This window comes from Micromonospora sp. 050-3, assembly GCF_046549335.1.
In the GTDB taxonomy this organism is placed as follows: domain Bacteria; phylum Actinomycetota; class Actinomycetes; order Mycobacteriales; family Micromonosporaceae; genus Micromonospora; species Micromonospora trifolii.
Genome location: NZ_JAJPVX010000001.1, coordinates 1,312,576 through 1,339,321 on the forward strand (window position 1 = coordinate 1,312,576; position 26,746 = coordinate 1,339,321).

Annotated in this window: 21 protein-coding genes; 6 read left to right on the forward strand and 15 right to left on the reverse strand. The window is 69.2% G+C overall.

Translation table 11 applies throughout. From position 1 onward, the window contains the following. Positions 1-19 precede the first annotated feature (19 nt). The 3 genes from ACLJOK_RS06100 to ACLJOK_RS06110 form a co-directional block, all read right to left on the reverse strand. Positions 20-544: a hypothetical protein gene (locus ACLJOK_RS06100; protein WP_410816702.1), complete on the reverse strand. Its 525-nt coding sequence runs from the start codon at positions 542-544 to the stop codon at positions 20-22. 119 nt (positions 545-663) lie between these two features. Further along, positions 664-2,322 carry an RICIN domain-containing protein gene (locus ACLJOK_RS06105; protein ID WP_410816703.1) on the reverse strand — a complete coding sequence of 553 codons (1,659 nt, stop codon included), beginning with the start codon at positions 2,320-2,322 and terminating at the stop codon, positions 664-666. 8 nt (positions 2,323-2,330) lie between these two features. Then, positions 2,331-3,833, reverse strand: a complete 1,503-nt coding sequence (locus ACLJOK_RS06110) for a family 43 glycosylhydrolase (RefSeq protein ID WP_410816704.1) — start codon at positions 3,831-3,833, stop codon at positions 2,331-2,333. Positions 3,834-4,090: 257 nt separating this feature from the next. Here ACLJOK_RS06110 and ACLJOK_RS06115 point away from each other — a divergent pair, with 257 nt between their 5' ends. Next, positions 4,091-4,525: a glutaredoxin domain-containing protein gene (locus ACLJOK_RS06115; RefSeq protein ID WP_410816705.1), complete on the forward strand. Its 435-nt coding sequence runs from the start codon at positions 4,091-4,093 to the stop codon at positions 4,523-4,525. Between the two features lie 14 nt (positions 4,526-4,539). Here ACLJOK_RS06115 and ACLJOK_RS06120 read toward each other — a convergent pair whose 3' ends face one another. Then, complete coding sequence (locus ACLJOK_RS06120) at positions 4,540-5,727, reverse strand: amidohydrolase family protein (protein WP_410816707.1); 1,188 nt, start codon at positions 5,725-5,727, stop codon at positions 4,540-4,542. Positions 5,728-6,000: 273 nt separating this feature from the next. Between ACLJOK_RS06120 and ACLJOK_RS06125 the strand changes: the two genes are divergently transcribed. Both ACLJOK_RS06125 and ACLJOK_RS06130 read left to right on the forward strand, forming a co-directional pair. After that, on the forward strand, positions 6,001-6,420 hold the full coding sequence (locus ACLJOK_RS06125) for a VOC family protein (RefSeq protein ID WP_410816708.1): 420 nt from the start codon (positions 6,001-6,003) through the stop codon (positions 6,418-6,420). Positions 6,421-6,558: 138 nt separating this feature from the next. After that, on the forward strand, positions 6,559-7,512 hold the full coding sequence (locus tag ACLJOK_RS06130) for a cyclase family protein (protein ID WP_410816710.1): 954 nt from the start codon (positions 6,559-6,561) through the stop codon (positions 7,510-7,512). Here ACLJOK_RS06130 and ACLJOK_RS06135 read toward each other — a convergent pair. The 5 genes from ACLJOK_RS06135 to ACLJOK_RS06155 all read right to left on the reverse strand — a co-directional run bounded on the left by ACLJOK_RS06135 (position 7,490) and on the right by ACLJOK_RS06155 (position 11,523). Next, positions 7,490-8,341, reverse strand: coding sequence for a CPCC family cysteine-rich protein (locus tag ACLJOK_RS06135; protein ID WP_410816711.1), 852 nt, complete (start codon positions 8,339-8,341; stop codon positions 7,490-7,492). The two genes, ACLJOK_RS06130 and ACLJOK_RS06135, sit on opposite strands and share 23 nt — an antisense overlap. A gap of 98 nt (positions 8,342-8,439) precedes the next feature. Beyond that, positions 8,440-9,387 carry a hypothetical protein gene (locus ACLJOK_RS06140; RefSeq protein WP_410816713.1) on the reverse strand — a complete coding sequence of 316 codons (948 nt, stop codon included), beginning with the start codon at positions 9,385-9,387 and terminating at the stop codon, positions 8,440-8,442. Positions 9,388-9,444: 57 nt separating this feature from the next. Beyond that, a complete protein-coding gene (locus tag ACLJOK_RS06145; RefSeq protein ID WP_410816715.1) occupies positions 9,445-9,984 on the reverse strand; it encodes a hypothetical protein in 540 nt (179 codons plus the stop codon). Further along, positions 9,981-10,508, reverse strand: coding sequence for a hypothetical protein (locus ACLJOK_RS06150; protein WP_410816716.1), 528 nt, complete (start codon positions 10,506-10,508; stop codon positions 9,981-9,983). The genes ACLJOK_RS06145 and ACLJOK_RS06150 overlap by 4 nt, the downstream gene beginning before the upstream one ends. Further along, positions 10,495-11,523, reverse strand: a complete 1,029-nt coding sequence (locus tag ACLJOK_RS06155; RefSeq protein ID WP_410816718.1) for a hypothetical protein — start codon at positions 11,521-11,523, stop codon at positions 10,495-10,497. The genes ACLJOK_RS06150 and ACLJOK_RS06155 overlap by 14 nt, the downstream gene beginning before the upstream one ends. 232 nt (positions 11,524-11,755) lie before the next feature. Here ACLJOK_RS06155 and ACLJOK_RS06160 point away from each other — a divergent pair, with 232 nt between their 5' ends. Further along, the gene (locus tag ACLJOK_RS06160; protein WP_410816719.1) at positions 11,756-14,236 is read left to right on the forward strand and encodes a M14 family zinc carboxypeptidase; all 2,481 of its coding nucleotides are present in this window, start codon (positions 11,756-11,758) and stop codon (positions 14,234-14,236) included. A 77-nt stretch (positions 14,237-14,313) separates the two neighbouring features. Here the strand turns inward: ACLJOK_RS06160 and ACLJOK_RS06165 are convergent, their stop codons facing one another. Further along, the gene (locus ACLJOK_RS06165) at positions 14,314-14,781 is read right to left on the reverse strand and encodes a cupin domain-containing protein (protein ID WP_410816721.1); all 468 of its coding nucleotides are present in this window, start codon (positions 14,779-14,781) and stop codon (positions 14,314-14,316) included. 110 nt (positions 14,782-14,891) lie between these two features. Between ACLJOK_RS06165 and ACLJOK_RS06170 the strand changes: the two genes are divergently transcribed. Further along, on the forward strand, positions 14,892-15,368 hold the full coding sequence (locus tag ACLJOK_RS06170) for an RrF2 family transcriptional regulator (protein ID WP_410816723.1): 477 nt from the start codon (positions 14,892-14,894) through the stop codon (positions 15,366-15,368). An 8-nt stretch (positions 15,369-15,376) separates the two neighbouring features. Here ACLJOK_RS06170 and ACLJOK_RS06175 read toward each other — a convergent pair whose 3' ends face one another. After that, the gene (locus tag ACLJOK_RS06175; RefSeq protein ID WP_410816724.1) at positions 15,377-16,468 is read right to left on the reverse strand and encodes a LacI family DNA-binding transcriptional regulator; all 1,092 of its coding nucleotides are present in this window, start codon (positions 16,466-16,468) and stop codon (positions 15,377-15,379) included. Positions 16,469-17,029: 561 nt separating this feature from the next. Between ACLJOK_RS06175 and ACLJOK_RS06180 the strand changes: the two genes are divergently transcribed. Beyond that, complete coding sequence (locus ACLJOK_RS06180; RefSeq protein WP_410816726.1) at positions 17,030-19,720, forward strand: RICIN domain-containing protein; 2,691 nt, start codon at positions 17,030-17,032, stop codon at positions 19,718-19,720. A 197-nt stretch (positions 19,721-19,917) separates the two neighbouring features. Here ACLJOK_RS06180 and ACLJOK_RS06185 read toward each other — a convergent pair whose 3' ends face one another. The 4 genes from ACLJOK_RS06185 to ACLJOK_RS06200 form a co-directional block, all read right to left on the reverse strand. Next, a complete protein-coding gene (locus ACLJOK_RS06185) occupies positions 19,918-22,047 on the reverse strand; it encodes a ThuA domain-containing protein (protein ID WP_410816727.1) in 2,130 nt (709 codons plus the stop codon). An 84-nt stretch (positions 22,048-22,131) separates the two neighbouring features. Then, the gene (locus ACLJOK_RS06190) at positions 22,132-25,272 is read right to left on the reverse strand and encodes a glycosyl hydrolase family 95 catalytic domain-containing protein (protein ID WP_410816729.1); all 3,141 of its coding nucleotides are present in this window, start codon (positions 25,270-25,272) and stop codon (positions 22,132-22,134) included. 221 nt (positions 25,273-25,493) lie between these two features. Further along, complete coding sequence (locus ACLJOK_RS06195; protein WP_410816731.1) at positions 25,494-25,847, reverse strand: VOC family protein; 354 nt, start codon at positions 25,845-25,847, stop codon at positions 25,494-25,496. 47 nt (positions 25,848-25,894) lie between these two features. Beyond that, complete coding sequence (locus ACLJOK_RS06200; RefSeq protein ID WP_410816732.1) at positions 25,895-26,737, reverse strand: hypothetical protein; 843 nt, start codon at positions 26,735-26,737, stop codon at positions 25,895-25,897. Positions 26,738-26,746: the final 9 nt, after the last annotated feature.

Here is a 26,746-nt window from a genome sequence, read left to right on the forward strand (position 1 = left end):
CGGCATCAGCCGGCATGGATCACCGCTTGCGGCGTAGCTCCCGCAACACTCCGTGCCGGCGCACCGCCCACGCGAGACGCCGGACGCGCGGGTGCCACACGAACAGCACCGCCGCCCGGCGGAGCAGGCCGAACCGGTTGTCACTCAGTTGGTTCTCGATCGCCTGCCAGATCAGCTCGCGCACCTTGGCGCTGGCCAGCACCGCCCGCACCTCACGGCGCACCACAGGATCCTCGGCCGCCGACGCGATGGCGGCAGCCTGACCCGGCCGGTCCGCCAGCGGCTCCACCGCCGCCGCGACGAGCGGCCTGCGTACCTCGTCCTGCTCCAGCAGCAGCAACACCGCTTCCCGAATCTCGACAGTGTCCAAGGCGGAGCGCAGCAGGCTCAGCAGGCTGCGCTCCACCTCGTGGTCATGGTCCGGAACGGACAGCGTGGCCAGCAGCCCCGCAATCTCCTCGAGATCGATTACTTGGCGCACCCCGGAGCGGAACTCCGGCAGCTCCCACGCGACCTGCAGAGCCTTGACGAGATTGCGATTCATGGGCCATCGCTACCCGCAGCCGCCAGCCGGCGAAACCCCGCGACCGGTTCGGGCCGGCGCACCAACCACGATCCGGCTGAGAGCGGCCGCCCCAACCCGGGCGGCCGCTCCTCACCGGGTCAGCACCACGTCAGGGTCGAGTTGACCCGATTGACGTTGCTGATCGTGTTGTTCGCCCCACCGCAGGGGCTCTGGGTGATGTTGGTGCCGCTGACGGTCAGATTCTGGAATCGGATGCCAGAGGAGATCGGGAACTCGCTCCGGGCCGCGATCCGCACTTCGCCACCGCCCGTCACCGTCCCGGACACCCCGGCGATGACGACGTTGTAGCAGTTTTCCACCAGGATCGCGTTGTTCCCCGTGTTCGAGATCGTCACCCGGTCGATGACCGCGCCACCGGACTCGGACACGCAGAAGATCCCCCGGCCACCGCCGGACGCGAGCACGGTTCCGACCCGGATGTTGGTCGGGTACGAGTTGCCCACCCGGCCGTTGCGGTTGGCCATCCGGAACGCCGCGTACCCGGTTCCGGCCCCGGCGCCCTGCGCGTCGACAGTGCCCACCGTGGCGTTGATCGTGTCGTTGAGCAGCAGGCCGGAGTCCCGGGTGTTCCGTGCCGTGACAGTGCCGATCGTCAGACCGTCCACGCCGTACGTCTCCACCCCGTGGGTACCGGTCCCTGACACGTACACGTTGTCGATGCGGATGTTGCGCACCTTGACAGCTCGATCTCCGCCGTGGTTGTCGATGCGGACGCCCAGACCGGTGGAGAGTCGCATGTCGATCTGCCCGAGAGTCAGGTTGTTCACGTTGCGCATGAAGATCCCGTACAACGGTGAGCCGGTCAGCGTGAGGTTCTGCACCTCGACGTCAGTGGTTCCCCGCGAGTACACCGGCGCCTGGTCGCCCGAGCCCGACCCGGTCACGTTGATCGTGCCGCACACCGCAAGGGTCGTGTACGACGGCAGCGACAACCGCGAGCCCGCGCTCATCGAGCCGGAACCGCGAACCACCACCCGCTGCTTCGACGTACGACCCGACGAGAGTGAGGTGACCGCTGCCTGCATCGCCGACAGCATGTCCGAACCCGAGTAGACAGTCGACGAGCCGTTGCGGGCCGTCCAGGTGCTCCCGCTCAGTACGGCCTCGGCGTTGCTCGATCCGCTGCCACAGCCGGTGGTCGGTGGCGTGCTGCCGCCGCCCACCGCGACCAGCTGCCACTGCTGGTTCGGGCCGTTGAGGTCGGCGTACTGGCTGATCCGGCCGCCGTCGGCCGTGGACCGCTCCCAGACCTCAAGTGCCTTGGCCGAGTGGCGGTTGATCAGCCGGACGTAACCGCCGTCGGAGTCGAGGACCTGGAACTGCTGGTTGGTGCCGTTGGCATCGGACCACTGGCGGTACTCGGCGCCGTCGGCGGTGTTCCACTCCCACAGGTCGACGACCTTGCCGCTGTGCCGGGCCTTGAGGCGGTAGTAGCCGCTGCCGGAGGAGACGAACTGGAACTGTTGCCACGCGCCGTCGTTACGGGACCACTGCTGAATCACGGCACCGTCTGCCGTCGAGGTGTCCCGGACGTCGAGGACCTTGCCGCTGTTCCGGTTGACCAGGACGTAGTAGGCGTTGGTATCGATGCTCGCCGCCGCTGCCGGCGGTGCGCCGACCAGAGCGGCACCGGCCGCGCCGACCAGCGTGGTGATCATGGCGAGCGCCAGGCCCGTACGCCGGCCGCGACGGATCGACCCGCCGCCGAACGGTCTTCTCGTGCTGGTGAAGGGCATCGCTCCTCCTAGTCCAGGTGGAAGGTGGCAGAGGCGCGTTCGGCGCTCGAACTGACCGCCTCGATGTAGAGCAGTCCGTCGCGGTGGCGCACGTGGCGGCCCGGGAAGTTCTGCGACTCCAGGGAGATCCCGGCGCTGTCGGCGAGGCCGGCTTGGCGACGGAAGCTCGCGTCGCCGCCGAACAGCGCCGAGCCGTCGTTCTTCTCCACGTACAGGGCGTAGCCCCGGTGACGTAGGTAGTAACCGGGGAAGTTTGTCGACTCCAGCGACACCGAGCCACCGCCGGCGAGGCCGGTGACGATGCGGAACTGGGAGTCGGCCAGGTTGGTGACGTTCGGCTCGATCCGGGCCCGGTAGTCGTAGTGCCGGATGTAGCTGCTGGCCTGGTCATGTGACCGCAGCCGCACCGGTGTGACCCCGTCGGGCACCGGGATGCCGAAGTTCGGGGTGCCGTCGGCGTTCCAGTACACCTTCTGTAGCCGGGTGCGTCGGTTCGGGTCGTTGAGCGGATCGCCGGTGATGTCGCGGTAGTTCCGGTCGTGGTAGACGAGGATGTCGCTCTGCCCGTCCTCGGAGACGGTGAACGAGTTGTGGCCGGGGCCGTACTGACTGGTGGCCGCGTTGCTGGCGAACACCGGGCTGGGGCTCTTGCTCCAGGAGGCGGCGTCGAGCAGGTTCGCGCTGGCGGAGGCGCTCAGCATCCCGAGGCAATAGTTGGCGTCCGTGGCGCTGGCCGAGTAGGTCAGAAAGATCCGGCCGTTTCGTTGGATCACCGCCGGCCCCTCGGCAACCCGGTAGCCGCGGGTCTCCCAGTCGTAGGTCGGCACGACGAGCCGGGTCACGGTGCCGGTGATCTGCCACGGGTTGGCACCCATCCGGGCGAGATAGACGTTGGAGTTGTTTCCCATCGCCGGCTCCTGCTGGGCCCAGGTCAGATAGCGCACCCCGTTGGCGACGAAGGTCGAGGCGTCCAGGCTGAAGGTGTCCCAGGGGGTGGTGATCCGGCCGCGTTCGGTCCACGAACCGGTCAGCGGATTGGCGTTGGCGTTCTCCAACACGTACATCCGGATCCGCCACACGTCGTCGGTCCGGCCCGCCGCGAAGTAGACGTACCACCTGTTGTTGATGAAGTGGATCTCCGGTGCCCAGATGTGGGCACCCATCTCTCCGCTGGTGTGGCGGCTCCAGATCGTCGTCTCCGCGGCCGTCGCCAACCCTTGCAGGGTGGTCGCCCGGCGCAGCACGATCCGGTCGTACTGCGGCACCGTCGCGGTCAGGTAGTAGTAGCCGTCGGTGTGCCGGAAGATGTGCGGGTCGGCCCGCTGGTTGACCAACGGGTTGGTGTAGTTGACGGCCGGTGCGGCGTAGGCCGGCGCGGCCACGGGCAGGCCGGCCGACACGGCCAGCACCACCAGCACCGCGGCCAGCGTCGACCGCAGACGCCGAGGGACACCGCGGCCGGCAGGCCCCCGACGGGTGTTCGGGTCGGTTCGAGGGAATGGCAGCGGCATGTGTCCTCCGCGAGATTGGGAACGGCCATTGACCAGCACCTGGAGCACCGCGGCGATGCCGCAGCCGGTCCGGTCGACCCCGCGCGGCGACGTCGGGCAGGACCGGGGGAGAGGCGCGAAGGGCTGGGAATGTGACGGTGGCGTTGCTACCAGGTGGCGGAGTTCATGTTGGCGTTAACATCGATACATGTCAAGGCGTGATGGCCGCCGACCTGGCCGAAACTGCGGCCCTCGTACCTGGAGGTAGGGTCCTCGGCGTGCTGCGACGGTGGGTTCTGGCGATCCTGATGGCGGCGTGCGGCGTGCTGGTGGCTGCGGCGCAACTGGCCGACGGTCTGCCCGTCGTTGGCGGGGTCGAGTTGTTGGTCTTCCTGGCGTTGGCGCTGCTGCTGTCGCCGTGGGCCTTCCCCCGCTCGGTGGGCGCCGCCGACGCGCAGCGGGCCAGCGCGGTGGACGGCCGGCCGATCGTCTACTGGCGTCCCGGCTGTCACTACTGCCTGCGGCTCCGGTTCTCCCTCGGCCGGCTCGCCCGGAGGGCACACTGGGTGGACATCTGGCGCGACCCGGCCGCTGCCGCCGCCGTCCGGGCGGTGGCCGGCGGCAACGAGACAGTGCCCACCGTCGTGCTCGGCGATCAGGCCGTCGTGAACCCCGACCGAGCCTGGTTCCGCCAGCAACTCCGCTCGTCCTGACCCGGCGACACCCCTCAGGCCGCGAGGTCACCGGCGAGGTACACGGCGAGTGGGCGGCGCAGCACAGTGATGTCGCTCGTCGGGTCGCCGTCCACGATCAGCAGGTCGGCGTCGAACCCGGGGCGGACCCTGCCCTTGCGTCGCCCCAGGCCGCACACCTCGGCGCCGACCGAGGTGGCCGCAGCGAGGGCGACGGTGGCGGGAAGGCCGCAGGCCACGTACTCGACGAGCGTCTCGGGCAGGATCCCGTGCGGCTTCGCGGGGCCGAGGCCCGCGTCCGAACCGGCCACCAGTCGGACCCCGGCCCGGTGCAGGGTGGAAACGCCGTCGCGCAGCGCGGCCTCGCTGAGCCCGGCCCGCGCCGCCATCTCCACCACCTCCGGTGGCGTGACCACTGTCGGGTCGGTGCCGAGCGTGGCGCAGACCGCCACCCCCGACGCGGCCAGCCGGTCCGCGAGCTCACCGGGGACGTGAGCACCGGCCGCGGTCACGCAGGTGCAGTGTTCGATGCCGTCCACACCGACACGCAGCGCCTGCTCGACCGCGCTGAGCGCGTGCGCATGCGCGGTCACCGGCAGACCCAGATCGTGGGCCTGCGTCAGTGCGGCGGTCAGCGCCTCGTCGGTGAACTGCGGCCTCGTGGTGTCGGTGCCCGGGGTGAAGACCCCGCCGCTGGCCATGACCTTCACCAGATCGGCACCGGCCGCCGCCCGCAGACGTACGGCCTCGCGGACCCCGTCGACACCGCTCGCCTCACCCCCCAACGACCAGCAGTGCCCGCCAACACTGGTGAGCGGTGCGCCCGACCCCACGACCGTCGGTAGGTCGTCCCGCACCCGCCGATCCCGCCACCGCAGCACCGCGTCACGCCGGTCGCCCAGGTCCCGGACCGTCGTGACGCCGGCCGCCAGGTGCGTACGTAGTGACACCTCGACGATCGCGTCGAGGTCCGACTCGGGCCGGTCGGCGAGCCGACCGAGCGCGTCAACCCCGGCATCGGCGCACAGGTGCACGTGCGCGTCGACCAGACCGGGCAGCAGAGTGCCGGTCGGCTCCTCGCGCACCGGCCAGCCTTCCGGAGCCTCGGCGCTACCCCGGTGCACGTCGGCGACGCGCCCCTCGTCGAGCAGGACCAGCGCCCCGCCGTCCACGAGCCGTTCGCCGTCGAACATCCGGGCCACCCGGACAGCATGCTTCGTCATCGTCGCTCCAACCCGCCCCGCTCGGCCACAACTGCCACCACCGACGCCCGCGATGCCCTCGTCCGTTGGCGGCGACCGGTCATGGCCCGACCATCGCATCGCCACGGGCACCCGGCCTCCCTCGCCAGAGCGATATCCATCCCCCTGTCGGGTCGGCACCTGTCGGGTCAGTCGGGACATCACCCGTCGCTGTGGCGTTTTCGCCAACACCTGCTGGGGATACCGACGCCGCCCGACTTCTCGCGCTGGACGGGCGACGACAGGAGGACGGTCATGGCGTTGGCCAACCCGGCACCCGACTACTTCGAACCCGAGGACGGCATGTTCCTCGCGACATTGCTGATCGTTCGTGATCTGGCGCGATCACGGGAGTACTACGAGCGGGTGTTCGGAGCGACCTGCGTCCACGAGAGCAGCCCGCTGATCATGAAGTTCTTCAACAGTTACATCATCATCAACGTCGAGGGCGGTCCGACGGATGACAAGCCGACGGTGCAGGCCAAGGCGCCGGCCGATTCCAACACCCTGAGCTGCGCGATGAACGTCCGGGTCCGGGACATTCGGAAGCTCTACGAGGAGTGGAAGTCTCGGGGTGCGGACTTCATCACCGAGCCGAAGGACCACGGAACGGAGATCCGCTGCTACCTGCGCGACCCGGACGGATATCTGGTCGAGGTGGGGCAGGGCCTCTGACCGTCGGGCACCGGCGGTGGTGCCGACAGGGCGAACCACCCGGAACCTGCGCTGCCTGCGCTCGTCCGTGGATCAAGCGGCGGGCTACTCTGACTTGCGGTGCCTCGAAACCGCGTGACCAGAGGGATCGATGCTGACATGACGGCAGGACGACCGATGCCGACCCAGGACGAGGTGCTCGGGTACTTCGACACCCTGTCCAACTGGGGACGGTGGGGCGACGACGACGAACTCGGCACGCTGAACCACATCACCGACGACATCCGGTTGGCGGCGGCGCGGGCCGTGCGGCACGGCAGGAGCGTGTCCTGCGCATGGGAGGTCTCCGCACCGGGAGACATGGAGCGGTCGACGACGACGTGCCCGTGCACCGCCGACATGCCGGGCGCGGAGAACATGCCGCCCGCCTTCCACGCCGACCGGCGCTGGGGCTTCTCGTCCGAGCGGCTCGGCATCTCGTTCCACGGCAACACCCTCACCCACCTCGACTCGCCGTGCCACATCTACTGGGACGGCACGATGTACAACGGGCGGTCACACTCGTTGGTCGACGCCGCGACGGGCTCGGCGTGGGCGGCCGTCACGGCGGCCGCGAACGGGATCGTCACGCGTGGTGTCCTGCTCGATGTCGCGGCGGCCCGAAATGTGCCGTGGTTGGAGCCAGGGCAGGGGGTGTCGCCCGACGATCTCGAGGAGGCCGAGCGCCGCCAGGGTGTGCAGGTGCGACCCGGCGACGCGGTACTCCTGCGGACCGGCTACGGGCGCTTCCGGCACGAAAACGGTGCGGCCAGCGGTTTCGCGCAGGCCGGCTGGCACGCGTCCTGCCTGCCGTGGCTGCAGGAACGGGGGGTCGCGCTGATCGGCGCCGACACACCGCAGGACGTTCAGCCGTCGGGGTACGACGACGTGTTGATGCCGGTCCACGCCGTGAGCCTCGTCGCGATGGGTCTGTGGATGCTCGACAACTGCGACCTGGAGGCCTGCGCGACGACGGCCACCGAGCTCGGCCAGTGGGACTTTCAGCTGGCGGTCGCACCGGTCCGCTTCGCCGGCACGTCCGGCAGTCCGATCAACCCGATCGCCACGTTCTGAACTCGGGTGCTGCGTCTGTCGGCGCAGCGACGTTGTCGGACCATCGTGTGAAGATCGAAGCGGTGATGTAGTAGCCGCCCTGGCTGTTCCTGGTCGCCACGTGGAGATCCACCGAGGTCGGCGTGACCTGCAGCAGGTGGGCGTCCCAGTCCTGGTAGCGAAGGTCCCGCATCCACACTTCTTCAAGCTCCGCTGCGACCTGCTGTGGCGATGCGGCTTGTTCGGCGAGGCAGTGTGCGGTCAGTTGTCGGGCAGGATCCGCGCTGCTGGACACTGTCACCTGCCGGATCGATCGGCAGCGCCAGAGGTAGTGGTCGAAGTCGACCTCCATGCCGGAGAGGTTGTCAGGATCGGCAGGCGGCGTCGCGTCGGCGACAGCACGCACGGCCGCGACGAACTCGGTGACCCGACTGTCGGCGTCGTCGCCGTAGGTGAGGGCACTGGGTGTGACGTCCTCCCACCAGGCTCTCGCGGTGCGGCGCCGCCACCAGTACAGGATCGTCCGATCGTCGGGCCAGGGGGCGAGGCTTCCGCCGCGTGGCTCGAACCGGTCGCGGCGATCATCGATGCGCCGCCAGAGGGGATCCGGCTCGAAATCGGCGACGTCGGCGCGGGTCTGCGTACGGCTGGAATCGGGGCTGGACGCGGGCGGAGTGAAGCTCCGCTGGGCATCGAACAACGAGCGATCGTTCGCGCCGACCGCCTGATACGGCCAGCGGAGTTGGTAGACGTCGTCCTCCCACCCGCACACGGGGCAGATCTCATGAGATCCCGGTGGTTCCGAGAGGGTGCGATATCCGCAGCACACACAGGGGTAGGCGGGCTCCATGCCGTCAAGCGTGCACTAGGCAATCTCGTCGAGGCCCGCGCTCTTTGGGGCACCGGCTGCGCGGAACTGCCGCTGCGAAGCGGTCAGCGGTTGTGGGCTCAGCTCAGTTCCAGGACGGGCCGGGTCAGGATCTCTTCGGCGTACCCGTCGTCAGAGGCGAGCCACTGGCCGAAATCCTCGTCCCGGTAGGCGGTCGCGAGGGCGAGCCACCCCAGGAAGAAGCCGCTGCCTCCGCAGGTGGTGCTGCCGCCATCGCCGCCGCACACGATGGTGCGCTCGGTGGTCGCCTCGTGCTGGTACGGATCCTGCCCGATCGTCAACCCCCACAGGTTGGTCTCGCGGTGCACCCCGGTCTTGTGGTCGAACGGGTAGCCGTCGTTGGGGCAGTCATCGCCCCAGCGGAACAGAGTCGCCGCCCCCGCTCCGCATGCCCACTCCCACTCATCAGCTGTCGTCGTCCGCAGGCCGGCGCCTGCGAGCTGGGCCATCGCCGCGTCATAGGACACGTCAGTGGTCGCTTGGGCCGTCGTCACCTGCCCGGTCCGGTCGAACTCGACGATCAGCCCACCGGCGGACCGGAACTGGCTCACCCCGTCGAGCTGAGCACCCTCCGACGCGATGAGTTTGAGCACCCGGGGGTCGTCCGGCGCCAGCGTGACCTCGCACGGGTCGATCGCCTCCACAGCGACCAGCATCGCTGGCAGCTCGACGCTGCGCGCCGGCGAGGTCATCGCGTCGACGTACTCGGCCAACTGTGGAAGGCCGTACTCCGCGGCGCTGTCGGCGTAGCTGGCCAGCTGGTCCGACGTGGGCCGGAAACGGGCCGCATCGTGACCGAGCGTCGGTCGGCCGCCGGGCACCAGAGCGAACCGCATCCCGTCCCGCTCGAACAGCGCCACCCGGTGCGAGCGCCCCGCGTACACAGTGTCCTGAAGGCCGACCGGCACGGTCAGACCGTGCCGGTCGGCGATATCCTCGGCGAGGCGGCGCGCGGCACCATCGGAGAGGTTGTTCCACTGCGCGACAGTGAGATCGGCGTACGACACCGCGCAAGGATAGGACCGGACGCCCCGCTCCCGCAGGCGCGATATCGCTTTGGAACGTCACGACCCGAACGCGTAGCCGCCGGGCCGGACCGGGTAGCGGGAAAGGTTGTACGGCGCGGTGTCGATGCAGTACCGCGTGGCGGGTCTGGTCGGATCGCCGCCGGCCTGGAGCGTCTCGATCTGGTCGGCTCGACCCGGACCGCCCTCAATGATCTTGATAGCGAAGACGTGGTTGACCATCGGGCTGCCGCCTGCCGGGACGACAGCGGTTACCAGTGCGGTGTCGCCCACCACGCTGACGCACGTCACCTCGGCCTGCCCCTCGCTCGCCACGCTCCCGTCGGGCAGCGCGTGCCGGAAGCGGAACACGCCGTGGCCTGTCCCGTGGCGGTCGACCCAACCCAGGACCCCGAACCGGATCTGATGATCGACCAACCCGGGCTCGTTGTAGACGAAGCCGCCGATGCCGGCGATCCACGCACCCGGCGTGGCGGGCACCTCGGGTGGGTCCTGATCGTCGGCCTGCGCCGACACCGGGGCACCGACTACCGCCACGACCCCGGCGAGCATGGCGACAAGCAACCTGCGGATTCTCATGGCCTCTCCAGTCCTCGAAAATTGGCTGCGCGCCGGCGGTAGTCGACGGCCACGGCTATGACGAGCGGGCCCCACGCGAGCATGGGGGCGTAGTAGCGGAGCACCTCCCAACCGGGAGTCGGGTGCACCGGTTCGTCCTCTCCGATGCCCACCCAGCCGCTCTGCACGAGATGGAACCTGTTGTTGAGGAGGAAGTACACGCAGATCGCGACGAGCAACCAGCCGCCGGTCAGCGCCACGCGAACGACCGGACGCGCCGGGATGGGACGGCCACCGACGCCGGGTACCCAGTGCGGAACTCGCTGTCCCCACCGGTGCACCAGCCCGAGTGTCAACAGGGCCAGTCCCATCGACAGCGCGGACAGGAAGACCATGTACCAGTGCGTGGTGCCATCGTCGGTGAACACCAACGACAGTCGCCAGAGCGCGGACGGCAGGACGCAGAGCGGGACGGCGTAGGCGGCCCAGATCGCCCAGGGCGGCGGGGCGGCGGTCGAGACGCGGGCAGCGTCAGTGGGGTTCATGGACGCTCCGATCCTGAGAGGCGGTCATGGGGGCATCGGTCGAGGTGGCGAGGGCGTAGCCGGCGGTGGTGACGGCCAACGACACTCCCCAGCCGAGGAACACCAGCAGCGTGGCGGTGACGGCCCATCCGTCCCACACGTCGGACCAGCGCGTGTCACCGGTGAGTAGTCGGCCGACGAGCACCGCGATGCTCAGCACGCCGTAGGTGACAAGCGTGAGCGCCACCACGCCGGCCGGAATCACCGCCAGCCGTCGGGGGACCTGTCGACCGTGCAGTCCCGGCACCCAGCGCGGAAACTGCTGCCCCCACCGCTGTACCAGCCCGAGAACGAGCAGGCCGGCGAGCGGCGGGACGAGCGTGATCGCCAACCCGGTCGCCGTGGAGAGGTTCTGCTCGATGTCGTTCAGTTCCCGCTCGGAGATTCCGACGGGAACGCCGAGCACCCACAGCGAGTGGGGCAGGGCCCAGCCGGCCACGGGCAGTGCGACAGCGACATACGCCCAGCGGCGCGTCCACAGCGGCACCGGCCGGTAGCCGGCGGTGGCCGGTCCGCGCCGGGGCCCGGATGCGTTCGCGAGACCGGCGAACAGGACGCCACCGGCCAGTAGAACGAGCCGGGCTCCGAGGTCACGCCAGTCCGAGGGCCGCCCCGCCAGTGCCGCCGGGATCTCGAAGAGCAGGTGCAGCGGGAACGCGGCCACCAGGAGCAGCGCCGCTGCAGCCCAGCTGCCGGCGGTCGCCCGGCTGCCGGGAAACCGGACCGTGCACCCGAGCACCACCGCGAGGGCGACGCCGACTCCCACCGCGCCCCACCCCGACCAGAACGGCAACGCCACGACCTGGTCCGCACCGCACCCGCCCGCCGGATCGACCAGATCGGTGCGGTCGCAGGCGGTGTACCCCCACCGGCCACCCGCGATCCAGTAGAGCCGCTGAGCCACCGCGGCGACGACGAACACGGCACACGCCAGCGCCCACGGTCTGGCGCGGGTCGGTACTTCAACGACAGCCATGGACCAACGATCGCCGGCTGCGGATCAGCTTTCCTCCCCGACAGATGGGGAAGCGCTCCCTCTACCGGGGGACAGGCTCCCTGGGTACGGACACGGCGGCGCGGGGTGCCGGCGACGGTCGCCTCAAGGAATGCTCAAATTCGATCGACGTGAACCACTGGAGCTGCGAACGCACATACGCTCACCGGACCGGTCCGCCGGCAATCACCCGTCGTAGGCAGAAGGAGGGGGAATGCGGCGATCACAACGGCGCATCGCGCTGTTCGCGCTGTCCACCCTGGTGGGCAGCATCCTCGTGACGACCGGCCCTGCGGGCGCGGATCCCACGGGGCCGTCAGCCGCCGCCAGCCGATCCCAGCATGAGGATCGTGAGTCGGTACGCCTCGTACACGTCAGGCTGACCGGCGCCGACATGCTGGACAAGGTCGCCGCGGCCGGTTTCGACCTCGAACACGGCCTCCGGCGCGTGCCGAACGGCATCGAGGGCGAAGCGGTGGTGACCGCCGAGCAGGTCACCGAACTCACGGCGATGGGCGTCGAGGTGCTCGGCGACGACGCGGGCTTCGCCTGGAGCGACGAGGCCGACGGCGGCCTTGGCATCGGCGCGGCCAGCGCGCGGGCGGCCCAGCCGGCGAGCCACGACGCGACGGTACGCGTCGTCCGCGCCGACTGGTTCACCACCAAGGGTCAGGGCTTCCTCTACGTCGAGGCGCGGACCACCGAGGGGCAGCAGGAGGACCCGATCGTCGGGATGCAGCTGGAGAACGACTCGGGGAAGGGCACGGCGTTCGGCTTCGCCAGGACGATGAGCAGGTTCGTCGACTCGGGGCAGTACATGTTCCACCGGAACCTGTTCAAGCTCGACGTACGCCCCAACAAGATCAAGCTGACGAGTTCCACCGGTGGCGTCGCGACCGGCGTCGTCTCCAACTGGCTGGAGGACGCCCCACCGCCACTGACGGAGAACCCGTCCTACAAGTCGGACTTCGTGGACGGCTACCGGCACCCGCAGCAGCTCTACAGCCGCGCCAAGGAGATTGCCCGTCAGTACCCGGACATCGCCGAGATCGTCTACCTGCCGAACCAGACGAACGGGTACCAACGCAAGGCGCAGGCCCAGATCGGCGGCACCGGGCAGGCGGCGGTCGTCGTCTCCTCGACCGCGTGGGGTCACCAGGGCGGCAACGACGTCACAGTGGACTTCGTGGACCGGCCCGACCCGGATCTCCCGCTGGCAGTCGAGGTGACCGGCAAGGCGGTCCGTGTCCTGCTCGCCACTGACGCCTCGGGTGCGCCGACGAGCACGGCCGCCGAGGTGGCCGAGGCGCTACGGACCCGCTCTGCGGGGCTCATCGACCGGGCGCACCCGTACCGCACCAACGAGGGCACCGGCATCGTCGCTCCGACGGCCGGACCGGTCGCGCTGACCGACTTCCTCGACCAGAAGCGCGTCGGAGCACCGGAGGGCGAGGTGCCGCGAGGCCCCGCGACGATCCCGGTCCTGCGGATCGGCAAGCATCGTGACGGTAAGAAGCCTGGTGTCCTCATCCAGGCGCAGGACCACGCCCGCGAGTGGGTGCCGGCGACTACCAGCCTGGAGTCGGCCGAACGTCTGGTGCACAACTACCGGTCCGACCGGGAGACGAAGAAGATCGTCGAGAACACCGACGTCTTCTTCATCCTGTCCAACAACCCCGACGGGGCGAACTACAGCTTCTACAACTTCGCCTCGCAGCGGAAGAACATGACCAACCACTGCCCGGACGCGAGCGCCGACCCGGCGCAGCGGAACTCCTGGGGCGTCGACCTGAACCGGAACTACCGGGTCGGGTCGGGCCACGACGGCTACGCGGGAGGGTCGACCAACTGCGTCAGTGGCACCTACCAGGGGCCCGAGGAGCTGTCCGAGCCCGAGTCGAAGAACATCATCTGGCTGGTCGAGAAGTACAAGAACATCAAGTTCATGATGTCGGTGCACTCCAACGGCGGCCAACTCTTCTGGCAGCCCGGCGCCTACATCGCGGACGGCCGGATCACCACGCCGCGTCCGCCGCTGGGTGACGAGGCGTTCTACTGGCAGTCCGCCGCCCGGATCCTGTCGCAGGTCAAGGCGCACCGGGAAACCGTCGTCACGCCGGAGAACGTCGGCGGCTCGTCCGACGTCCTCTACTCCTCGGCGGGCAACGTACGCGAGGACCTGTACCACACCTACGGGATCTACGCGTTCGGCTGGGAGGTCGGCGGCTCGGTCTACAACCCGGCCACCGGCGATTGGCAGGGCGGTTCGTTCCAGCCGGAGTGGGACGGGAACCCCGAACTCGTCAGTGGCCACGCCGAGACGATGGAGTACGCCAACGGGATCATGGAGATGTTCCGGGTCGCTGCCGACTGGGGCAGGGACAGGAAGAACCCGACGTCCCAGCTTGTCCCGGGTGCGGGGCGCTACTCCCGGCCTGTCGACGTGCGCTTCGAGACCAGTGAGCCGGCGACCATCTACTACACGACCGACGGCAGCCGGCCCACGCTCGAGTCGCCCCGCTACGAGGCGACCGAGTTCCGTGAGCCGGGGCAGGTGTTCCACGTGACCGAGACGACGACGTTCAACTGGTTCTCGGTCGACAGCGCCGGCAACATCGAGAAGAACTACGACCCGACGAAGAACGACAAGCGCAACAACTACCGCACGGCGACGATCAGGATCGCCAAGAGGTAGCGCCCCGCGACATGCGTTGCCCCGTCGGTGTGGATCACCCGCGCCGACGGGGCAACCGCATTGACAGGTCGCGCCGGTCAGCCTCGTCGGCCGGCCCACAACGGGCTGTCCACGTAGTGGTTGTCGTACCGGTCCTGGGTTTCTTCGACGTCCTGCCAGGTGGCTTCGCCCTGGTGCACCTTGTCGAGCAGTCGGTAGTAGTCGAACCGTGGCTTGCCGGGGGTGATCACGACGAGAAAATCGGCGTCCTGGCCCTCGGCGGGGGCGAAGGCGTGCGGGGTCTTCGGCGGGACGAAGAGCGCGTCTCCCTTGTGTAGGGTGTGCACCTCGTCGTCGACGAGCATCTCGAGGGCGCCGTCGAGCACGAAGAACAGCTCACCGGAGTGGGTGTGCAGGTGTGGCGGCGCACCGTCGGTGCCGTGCTTGAGCACTGTGCGGTTGCTGGTCAGGGCACCGCCGGTGTGCTCGGGGTCGAGGAGCAGCGTGATCACGCTGGCCGGGTCCCTGTCGAGAACCTCGGCCTGGGCTGCGCGTACCAAAGTCATTGTCGGCTCCTTGGTCGTTCATCGGTTCCTAGACACTAGATGTCCAGAATCAGTCGGCGCCAGTGATCAGGGTCGGTGTCCCAGATTCTGGACATGTAGAGTCCAGGATCATGCGGATGAGTCAGGGCGTCGAATGGGCCCTCCACACGTGCCTCAATCTGAGCTGGCTGGACGCCCCGGTGCCGACCAGCACCCTCGCCGCCTTCTACGAGCTGCCACCGGCGTACCTGAACAAGCAGCTCCAGGCCCTGGCCCGGGCCGGGATCCTCACGTCGACCTCCGGGCCGCGCGGCGGCTTCCAACTGGCCCGGACCCCGGCGGCGATCTCTCTGCTGGACATCGTGGCCGCGATCGAGGGCCCGGAGGAGCTGTTCCAGTGCGACCAGATCCTCCGCAAGGGCCCGGGCGAACACGCGGGCGTCGACTATCGACAGTCCTGCGCGTTCGCCCAGGCGATGCGGGGCGCCGACCTGGCCTGGCGGCGGGAGCTGGCCGGCAAGACCGTCGCCGATGTCCGGGCCGACGTCGAGCGCGGACACCCCGAAGCCCCAGCCAACACCAGGGCCAGGATCGTGGAACTGCGCTGAGGCGTGTTTCAGAAGTCGTGGGTGGCCGGTGAGGTCACCCCGTGGCGGTGATCGATAACGATCGGCCGGGGCAGTGGTGGCGCCGTCGAGGCGCGGACGACGAGCTCGACCGGTTGGTCGGCCGCCGGTGGGAGCTCGACGTCCGGCTTCTCGATGACCTGTACCAGCAGCGCGAGGCCCTGCCGTGCGACCTCGTCGAACGGCTGCCGCACGGTGGTGAGCGGGGGAGTGACGTAGGCGGCGACCGGGATGTCGTCGAACCCGACGACGCTGATGTCCTCGGGCACCCGGCGCCCGGCCTCGAGCTGCGCGCGGATGAGACCGATCGCCATCTCGTCGTTCGCGGCGAACACCGCGGTCACGGTGCCGTCGCCGGCCAGTTCCCGGCCCGCCGCGTAGCCGGACGCGGCCGACCAGTCGCCCTCGACGACCGGCGGCTCGTGCGCGCCGTGGGCTCGCAGCGCCTCGCGCCAGCCGGCGAGACGGTCCCGTGCCGAATACCACCGCTGCGGGCCGGCCAGGTGATGGACGGTCGCGTGCCCCAACTCCAGCAGGTGCTCGGTCACGGCCCGCGCAAGCCGGCCCGCGCCGACCCTGGCGGTCACCACCTGCGGCGCGGCGAAGGTGGGCGGCGCGCCGAGGACCAGGACCGGCACGTCCACGCCGATGAGGCCGACGCCCTCGTCGATCGGCTCGGAGATGACGACGCCGTCCACGCCCTGGTCCAGCAGCGACGCCAGGGCGCTCGCGATGCCGCCCGGGTCGCCCTCGATCGTGGTGGCCACCCGCAGCGTGTAGCCCACCTCCCGGACCGTCCGCTCGATGCCCATGAGCCACGACGCCGGCCCGTACAGGGCGCTGCCGAGCGTCACCACGCCGATCGACCGGGTCCGCCCGGAGGCCAGCGCCCGGGCCGCCTGGTTGCGCCGGTAGCCGAGCTCCGCGGCGGCGTCCAGGACCCGCCGGCGCACGTCGGCCGAGACATACGGCTCGTCGTTGAGGACCCTGGACACCGTCTTCTGGGAGACGCCGGCCAGCCGCGCGACGTCCACGCTGCGCGGCGTCGAAGGGCTTCCACCCGGCCTCGCCAGTCGCGTCACGGCACCTCCCATCGCCGGCCATAGTCCTCTATGATTGCGCAGTCATGTCTGCGCAATCAGACACTCGCCATCAAGATCCCGTAACCCGTCCGTGACGCTGGCGAAGCACGTTCCTTGCCAACACCCTGACCCCAGTTTGGAACCGAACAGGTCAGGCCGGGCCGCCCGCCGCCTTCGCCGAGGACCGCAGTGCTGTCCACGCCTTCGACGTGTCGCGCGGCCGGGTGCCGCAGAGGCGAATCGATTCGCTAATCGATCGGCGCGCGTCGGTGAGCCGGTGACATGGAATGCCTGAGCGCGATGCCCTAGTACTCCGGAAGGGTCGTGCTCATCGGCGGTCACTCGAAGCCTGCGAGGCGTCATGAGCAGGAAGTAACCGTCTTGAAACCTTGACTTCACGCGCGACGCGCCCATTAATACATACCTATGTATCGGGCCGTAATCACCCTTCCCGGGTGGTCGGCGACGCCGGCAGATCCGTCGAACCGGTTCGACTTTCGGCCATGAGGCTGTGCGCTGAACGGTGTTGGCGAGCTGGCGGATGAGTCACAGGAGGTTGGCATGCATCGTTCGAACGCCCGTCGGCGCGGCTGGTTGCCGGCAGCGGCTGGAGGTCTGGCCGTAGCCGTGGTCGCCGCGAGCGTGGCCCTGGCGATCCACGGGTCGGCCCTGGCCGCGCCGGTCGCGCCGCAGAGTGTCGCGGCCGCCGGTGTTGACGGTGTGGCGGCCGGCAACGCCGCGATCGCCTCGGTCGACCTGGCCGGGACGTGGAACTTCACGCCCGCGGGTCGGGGGGCGACCACGATCGCGGTACCCGGTGGCGGCTGGTACAAGCAGGGTTTCACCGACGTGAACGAGGCGGTGTACTCGCGCAGCATCACGGTGCCGGACTCGGGGCAGCCGCAGTCGACCTGGATCGAGTTCGGCGCCGTCAATCACCAGGCGACATTGTCGGTCGACGGCCGCGTGGTCGCCACCCAGACGACGGCGTTCACCCCGTCGAACTTCGACATCAGCGCATACGCGGCGCCCGGCACCACCCACACGATCACCGTGAACGTGAAGGGCCGCGGCGCGTTGAAGGCATCCAACGGCCGGTACCTGGTGCCCGACGCCGCAACGTGGTCCGAGGCGATACCGCAGGGGATCTTCGGGTCCGCGTTCCTGCGGGTGTACCCGGCGGTGTACGTCAGCGACACATTCGTGCGTACGTCGGTGGCGAACAAGACGCTGACCTACGACGTGACGGTGCGTAACACGTCGGGCAGTTCGCGGTCGGTGACGTTGACCGGGTCGCTGTCGTCCAACAACGGAACGGCTTTCAGCTACCCGGCACTGCCCAGCCGCACGGTCACCGTGGCGGCCCGCTCGACCGCGACCGTGACCGTCGGGCCGGTCGCGTGGAACCTCGACAGCACCTCGTACTGGTGGCCCAACGTGCCGTACCGGTCGGGGTACCGGGCGCAACTGCACGGGCTGACGGTGCATGCCGTCACCGACGACGGCCGGACGAGCGACGCCGAGTACCGGTTCGGGTTCCGGGAGGCCACCCAGAACGGTGACTACTACTACCTCAACGGCGTGCGCGTGAACTTCCGCGGCGACAACCTCCAGGGCGCCGACTACGACCGGATCAACAACGGCGGCAAGGGCGACGCGTACCACACCCTGCCCGGCTTCCTGCCCCCGTCGTCCGGCAACGGCGGCTGGCCGCAGGCGGTGGACAACTACCAGCGGCTGAACTACAACGTGGTACGCATCCACCAGGAGCCCCCGAGCCCGTACATGTTGGATGTCGCCGACGAGATGGGCCTGATGATCATCGGTGAGACCGCGATTCGCGGCTCCCAATCCTCCCAGGAGTGGCAGAACTCCGTCGGGCGCGACAACATGGTCAACCACGCCCGTGCCCTGGTCCTGCGCGACCGCAACCACCCCGCGATCATCCGCTGGAGTCAGAACAACGAGCCGAACCAGAGCGGCCAGGATTCCGAACAGTTCGAGAAGGACCTGTACGCGGCGATGAACGGCGCCGACGGCACCCGGCCGATCATTGTCGAGGTGGGCGTCGGCGGAAATGTCAGCCTGTATCCCGGGATGACGTACGCCAACTTCGCGGTGATCCCGCACTACGTCGACGGCTTCGGTAGGTACGGCGAGGGCCTGATCACCGTGAACGGGCGGCCTGACGGCGAGGGCGAGTACATCTGGCCGGCATGCAACAACAAGCAGGGCTTCGAGTGGTTCGCCACGGCAACCCTGGCCAAGCGCGGCAAGGGCGCCACCGACCTGCGCCCGTACACGCTGCTGTCCGCTTGGGCCAGCGTCGTGCCCGGCGTGCGGAGCACCGACTTCACCCCGGAGGAGGGTGGTCACCCCATCTACGGCGTCGACAACCTGCCCGACCCGTGGAGCAACCCGCAGATCCAGCGCGTGCAGGCGGCGTTCAACCCGGTGGCCGCGGTCGACCTCCCGTACTGGTCCGCCTCCGGCAATTCGGACTCGAACGGCAGCTTCCCGCTGCCGCAGGCGGTACCCACCTACGCCCGCAACGCCACTGTGGCCCGCAACATCACCGTGTTCAACGACGACTTCACCAATACCTCGGTGAACTTCGCCTGGACCGCCCGGCTCGACAGCCCGACCGGCGCGGTCGTCGCGTCCGGCAGCAGCAACCTGACCATCCCGCTCGGCTCACGGGTGACCCAACCGGTGTCCTTCACCGCCCCCGCCACCGGAAGCCGCGTGTACCTGCAGCTGTCGACCACGAAGTCCGGCAGCACCGTCTTCACCGACGCGGTCGAGTACCTGAACCTCAGTGGAAGTGGCGGAACCGGGCCCGCAGCCGGCACCTACCGCATCGTCAACCGCAACAGCGGCAAGCCCCTCGCCATCGTCGGCAACTCGACCGCCGACGGCGCCAAAGCCGTCCAGCAGAGCGGCACCCCCACCTGGACGATCAGCACCAACCAGGACGCCTACACCCTGCGCTACACCGCCTCCGGAAAGATGCTCGACGTCAACGCCGGCAGCACCACGACGGGCCTGCAACTACAGCAGTGGTCGGCAAACGGCGGCACCAACCAGTCGTGGTACCTGCGGCCCACCGGTGACGGCTACTACACCATCGTCAGCCGCAGCAGCGGACTGGCAGCCGACGTCTACGCCGCCTCCACCAGCGACGGGGCGCAGGTCGTGCAGTGGACCGCCAACAGCGGGACCAACCAGCAGTGGCAGTTCGTACCCGCCTGACCAGTGGCAGAGGTGAGCGTCAAGCTCGGCCGCCGGTAACAGGCTGCCGATTGTCGCGCCGACTCGGGGGCACGGTTGTGCCCCCGAGTCGGCCGCGATCCAATCACTGAGGAACACGAGCTACCGCTCCGGACAGATGCGGGCCCGGTCCCCTCGCTACCCGTGTGTGAGCCAGGCCCGGGCGTTAGGGCTCGCGCTCAACTGCCGTGCACCTCCAGCTCCCAGAGTGAGTAGCCGTACGCGGGTAGGGCCCGCTGGGTGCCCTGGACGCGCAGGTAGCGACCGGTGGCCGAGAGGGCGATGTCGTCCACACCACCGTCGCCGGTGGTCGTGGTGTGTACCGGCGACCAGGCGACGTTGTCGGGGGAGACCTGGATCTGGTACGCCCGCGCGTACGCCGCCTCCCACGTCAGCCGGACCCGGTCGAGGGTGCGGGACGCGCCGAGGTCCACCGAGATCCACTGCGGGTCGGCGTACGCGCTGCCCCAGCGGGTGGTCGTGTTGCCGTCCACGGCGTTGGCCGCCGCGTGCGCGCTGCCCGGCTCCACGCTGGACGCGGTGACCGGCTTGCCCCGGGAGAGCAGGGTGCCACCGGCGGCGGTGCCGTAGACGTTGAGGTCCCACAGCGAGTAACCCCACTGGGTGGCGCGTTGGGTGCCGTACACCCGCAGGTAACGGCCGGTGCCGGTGACAGTGAGGTCGTCGACGCCGCCGTCGCCGGTGGTCGTGGTGTGCACCGGCGACCAGGTGACGTTGTCCGGCGACACCTGGACCTGGTATGCCCGCGCGTGGGCCGTCTCCCAGGCCAGCCGCACCCTGTTGATCGCGTACGTGGCCCCCAGGTCGACGGTGATCCACTGCGGGTCGGCGTACGCGCTGCCCCAGCGGGTGGTTGCGTTGCCGTCCACGGCGTTGGCCGCGGCGTGCGCGCTGCCCGGCTCGACGCTGGACGCCGTCACCGGCCGGCCCTGGGCCAGGTCGGTGGCGGGCGGCTCACTCGGCCCGTCGGTCTTGATCCGCACGTTGCGGTAGTTGATGTCCATTCCGGCGCCGTCGTTCTGCAACCCGATGTAGCCGTTGGCGATGGCCCGGCTGCTGACGTAGTCGTTGATCTTGACGCCGTTGAGCCAGATCTCGACCCGCTGGCCGTGCACGCCGATCTCGTAGGTGTTCCAGGAGCCGGGTGGGTTGAGCGCCGCCGCGCGGGCGGCCTGGTTGGGTGCCTGGAGGCTGTAGACGCTACCGGTGGTGCGCGTCGGGTCGCCGTCGGTGGCGTCGATCTGGATCTCGTGACCGGCGGCGACCGGGCCCCACGGGTCGCCCTGCGGATCGGGGAACCCGATGAAGACCCCACCGTTGTCGTCGCCCGGCATCATCCAGTCGACCTTGAGCGAGTAGTTGGCGAAGGTGCGCACCGGGTACCAGAGCAAACCCATGCCACCGTTCGACGTGAGGGTGCCGTCGGCGAGCGTGAACCCGCCCGGTCCCGCCTGGCGCCACTGCCCGAGGCTGGCCTGGGTGCCGTCGAACAGTGGGGTGTAGCCGGGCTCCGGCCGGCAGTCGGCCGCCACCGCCCCGGCCGCCACCTGGATGCCGCCCAGCAGCATGCGGGTGAAGTTCGGGTCGGCGTAGCTCTGCTCGGTGTGGCCGAGGCCGGTGTACCAGGACCGTCCGCCGCCGTAGCTGTGGCACCAGGTGATGGGGTGGTCACCACCCATCGACCCACCGGTGTACGACGACTCGTCGAGGCTGGCCAGCACCTTGACCGCCGAACGGGGGTTGGTCCGGTAGTTGTACCACTCGTCGGTGCGGGTCCAGGTCGACGGCAGGTGCGCGGTCGAGGCGTTGGCCCGGTCCTCGACCCGCACTGTCGCCTGCTGGGTGGCCGGGTGCGAGGCGAAGTACCCGCCGACCAGCCCGCCGTACCACTGCCAGTCGTACTCGGTGTCGGCGGCGGCGTGCACTCCGACGAAGCCTCCGCCGCCGGCCACGTACGCCTCGAAGGCGCTCTGCTGGCCGGCGTTGAGCACGTCGCCGGTGGTGCTGAGGAAGACCACCGCCTGGTACTGGGCGAGGTTGGCAGTGGTGAAGGTCGCCGCGTCCTCGGTGGCGGTGACGGTGAAGCCGTTCGCCGCGCCGAGCTGCTGGATGGCGGCGATGCCGTTCGGGATGGAGGAGTGCCGGAAGCCGGCGGTCTTGGAGAAGACCAGGACCTTGCCCAACGGTGCGGCCTCGGCCGGGGTCGAGGCCACCGTCGCCGCACCAGCGGCGAGGGTGAGTCCGGTGACGATGGCGGCGGCGAGCGTGCTGATGGCGCGTCTACGCATGCGGAGCTCCTTGTGGGAGGGGGTGGACGGGCAGGGCGCGGCAGGGCCGGCCGGCGGGCCCGCACAGGCCCGCCGGCTCCGGCGTCAGAGGGTGACCAGGTCGAACTTCTCCCAGGGACCGATCGCGTCCCGGTTCGCCATCAGCGCCTCGGCCCCGGCGTTCTCCGCGACCACGTATCTGTTGTTCACAGTCGCCCGCAGGCTGACCGAACCGTCGGTGTTGCGGACCAGGGCGAAGGTCTCCCACGACCCGGCGGACGCCCGGTTGGCGATCAGCGGGTTGGCACCGGCGTTGTCGGCGCAGACGATCTGGTTGTTGACCCGGGCCCGCAGGGCGATGGTGCCGCCGCCTAGGTCGATCTGCTCGAACTGCTCCGAGCTGCCGACGCTGGCGGCGGACGCGACGAGGTTGCCCGCGCCAGCACTGGTGGCGCTGACGTAGCGACCGTTCGCCTGGGCCCGCAGCGCGACCGCCCCGGTCGTCGGCGTGCTGCCGGTGAGGATCCGCAACGCGTCCACAATGCCCACGGAGGTGGTCTTGTTGACGATGCGGATCGTGTGGGAGCCGCCTCCCAGCCCGGTCCTGCGGAACACGACCTGCTGGGCCTGGCGGGCGCCGGCGACGTTCAGGTTGACGTTGGTCTGGAACACGTTGTCCAGGTAGACGTCGACGTTGCCCATGTCGCTGAACCGCTCGGACAGGTACTCCACCCCGGTGCCGGTGAACGTGTAGCTGGCCGCCGAGCCGATGGTGGTGCTGTGGTGGGTGTCGTCGCTGTAGTCGCCGTACCCCCGGGCGGTGGTGTGGTGCCAGTTGGCGTCGTAGGTCAGCATCGTGTCGTTGACCAGCCCGCCACCGCCGGCGCCGCCGAGGCCCAGGGTCGAGGCGGTGCCGGACAGGCTCTTCTCGCCCTGGTTGGCGGTGCCGGTCAACGTGGTGGTCGCGTACGCCGACAGCGGCTTGGCGGTGCGTTCCACCACGTACACAGTGTTCGCCGCGGTGGCGAAGCTGATCTCGGCGGCCGACGTGGTGGTCAGCACGGCGTTGTCCGAGGCACGACGGACCCGGACCTCCTGGCCGCCCCACGGGTTCACCACCCGGGCCGCCTTGCCGTACTGGCTGCGCAGCCCCACGTACTTGGTCTCGCCGGCCTCGCGCTCCGAGCTGACCAGGAACCCGTCCTTCGCGAGCAGTGTGAACTTCCCGACGAAGCTGGAGTCGGTCGGCGCGGCCGGAAACACCCGGATCTTGTCGTTGTACGACTGGAGCAACGACTCGTTCATCGCGGTCAGGTGGACGCCGAGGTACTCGAAGACGCCGTTGGTGTTGTTGGTCATTCCGTTCGGGTAGTTCTGGTACTTCTGCAGCATCGTCCGCATGCCCTGGAACGCCTGGTCGCCGAGGCCCAGCCGGGCTGCGTGCACGTGGTCGTTGGACCAGACGTTGCCGTACGGGTGGGGCCGCACGTTCCAGGTGGTGATGGCGGTCTGCTGGTCGGGGTAGCCGATGCCGGTCTGGTCGTAGGGCCAGGCCAACTCCAGCGCCACGTTCTCGTTGTTGCGGGTCTGCGCGACCGGCGGGTCGTGCGGCAGGTACGCCCCGTTCTGCACCTGGTACGGGGCCAGGTTGTTGACGATGGTCTGCCAGTTGGTCCGCAACCCGGCGTCGACGCCGAGTTGCTGGCTCACCTGGATGGTGAGCGGAAAGAGCAGCCGCACCGCCGCCAGGTCGGTGATGGCGTTGCGGACGTCCCAGTACGTCTCGTGGGCGTTCGAACTGGCCATGTACCACCGGCCGGTGGCGCTGTCGTAGTCGAGCATGTCCTCGTAGAACTTCACCGCCTCCCGCATGTACGGGTAGGCGGTGTTGCGCAGGTACGACTCGTCGTTGCTGTACCGGTACTGCAGGTACATGTTGTAGGCGGCCTCGGTGCCGGTCGAGTAGGTGTCGTTGACGTAGTCGCTGTTGATCGTGCCCCGGGCGTTGCCGTCCCAGCCCATCGTCTCGGGCACCCAGAGCCCGTCACTGCCGTACCGGGTGGTGGTGTACGTCTTCAGCGCGGAGAGGTTGCGGCTGTAGAGCCGGTTGAACCCGGCCATCAGGTCGACGTGGTTGCTGGCCAGGAACGAGTTGTAGACGTCCCGTTGGTTCCAGTACCAGTACCCGTTGCTCCACTTCGAGGTGTCCTGGGTGGCCCGGAAGACTCCGTTGATGAAGTGCAACGGGTAGTTGCCGTAGCCGCCTGCCGCGATCATGTAGGTCGCCAGGTAGTAGACGTTCTCCAAGTAGTCGGCGTCGCCGCCGGCGTTGGAGTACTGGACGAACGACTTGGCCCAGAAGTCGTGCCACCAGTTGCGGTAGTTGTTCAACGTGGTCGAGTAGCCGGCGGCCTTGGCCGCCGCCAACTGGTTCTTCGCCTGGGTCACCGAGTTCAGGCCCGGCGAGTTGATCCGGCTGGCCGCGGTGAACCACACGGTGTAGCTCGACGTGGGGGTGATCGTCAGCCGGACCCGGGTGCCGTTGACCACCTGGGAGGAGTACGACGCCCCCTCGACAGTTGCCGCGAGGGTGTACCCGAACTTGTTCGCGTCGGTCTGCCCACGGCTCAACCCGACGCCGCTGGCGTCGGCGAAGGTCGAGGCGGTCCGCCAGGTGTTGAGGTCGGGGACGTCCGCGATGTTCTGGACGGTGTTCATGTCCCACAGGCTCAGGTCGAGCCCGACGCTGCTCACCCCGGGTCGGGTGTCCTCGACGTGGATGCCCATCACCTCGGAGTTGGGCGCGCCCAGCACGGTGACGGTGCGATTGTTGTCGTACTTCGTGGTCAGCGTCCCGTCGTACAGCGAGAGGCGTTGCTGGAAGGTGGTGTAGCCGGTGTCGAGTTGCGGGTTGCTGTACAGGTTGACCAGCCCGGCGGCGTAGGTCGACTGCTGCGCCAGGTCGACACCGGAGACCTGGGCGGTCAGACCGTTGTCGTTCCACACCATGGCGCCGGTGCGGCCGTTGCCGACGGTGAGCCCGTGCAGCGGGTTGGTGTTCGGGCGGTTGTAGACGACGTCGTGCTTCGACAGGTAGGCCGCCCGGTTGACGTTCAACGTCCCGGTGCTGGTCCCGAACGCGGCATCCGTGGGTGCCGCGGTCGCAGGCGCAGCCGGCCCGACGGCGACGACACCACCGGCGAGCAGGACAGCGAGCGCGATTCGTAGCGGCGGCGTCAACTTCATCGACACGATCTCCTCTGGATCGTCGCGGATGCAGGTCTCGCACCCCGGGAAGTGCCCCGGTGTGCCCACGTCCGCCGAAACGAGGGCGATGTCGAGACGACGCGGAACGGCGCCACAGTGCCGGGTTGACGGCAACCGGATGAACATCGATCCACATCGTTGATGTGCAGTTAACATCGGGCGTCTGTGAGGGTCAATCCCTCGGGATTGTCGAGATCACCTCAGGAGCGGTGAGCCGCCACGTTGATGACGTTGCCGTCCGGAGCGCGGACGAAGAACCTGCGCACGCCCCACGGCTCGGTGGTCAGCGGATGCACGATCTCGTAGCCGAGCCGCTGTGCCTCGGCATAGGCACCGTCCACGTCATCCACCTGCACGCTGATGACCGAGTCCTCGGGTGCTGTCGCGTCGCCGGAGACGAGCTGCACGGCCACGTCGGGGTCGGCCGAGGTGTAGCGGGCCACCCACCCCAGGCTGAACGCCTCGGTGCTCAACCCGAGAAATTCGGTGTAGAAGCCCTTCGCGGCGCTGACGTCAGCCACCGGAAGGTTGGGCAGAATACGGACGACACGCATGGGGACCTCCAGCTCAGGCGATAGATACCCCCTGATTATTGCGACCGTCAGGCCCTGACCCGCTCCGCAACCCGTACCGCGACGGCCCTGAGCTGCTCGGCGGAGAGCGGCGGCTCCGGCTGCGCGGCGACGGCCTGCTCGTCGACCCCCACCATGTTGCTGACGCTCGCGCTGAGCGCCCGGTTGCCGGGCAGTTGGATCGAGACGATGTGCTGCACGCTCCCGGTCCGCTTCCCGGTCAGCGTCTCGGTCTTCATCCGGAGGCCACCGGGCGTCGTCCCGGCCACACAGACCCGGTGGTAGCGGTTGTCTCCCGCACCCTCCGGCAGCTCGCACGGCCAATGGAATCCGGCGGGCCCCTCGGGCGCCGAGGGGTCTACGGGCCGGCCGGTCGGCGCCGGATCGAGAACGTCGGGAGAGATCGACACCCCCAACGGACCCTTCCGTCCCCGATACGACACGCCGGATCCGCCGCCGACCATGTCGTCCCGACCGGTGTGGGTGAACACCGGCGGCCGCCCGTCCGGCTGGTGGGCCTCGCCCACGTGGTCGGGGATCCAGAACCACGTCGACCCGGACGCCACCGCGCGCAGCGCGGCATCGAACTCCACGCTGAGGCGCTTCGCGCTGGCCTCGGCGCTCTCGTCGGAGTCGAAGACCAGGCGGAACCCGGTGTCGGTGGCCGTGGGGGAGGGCGCGGCCAGCGGCCGGCCGGGCTCCCGATCGTGTACGGCGACACCGACGCCGACCGCCAACGCCAGGACTGCGGCCAGCGGGCCGCCGACCAGCCGGGCGCGGCTCGCGCGCCGCTCACGTCGAACGATGCCCGCCACGTCCACCTGGGGCGGCGGTGGCGTCCCGATCAACTCGTCGAACAACTGGTGACCCATCTGCTGCCT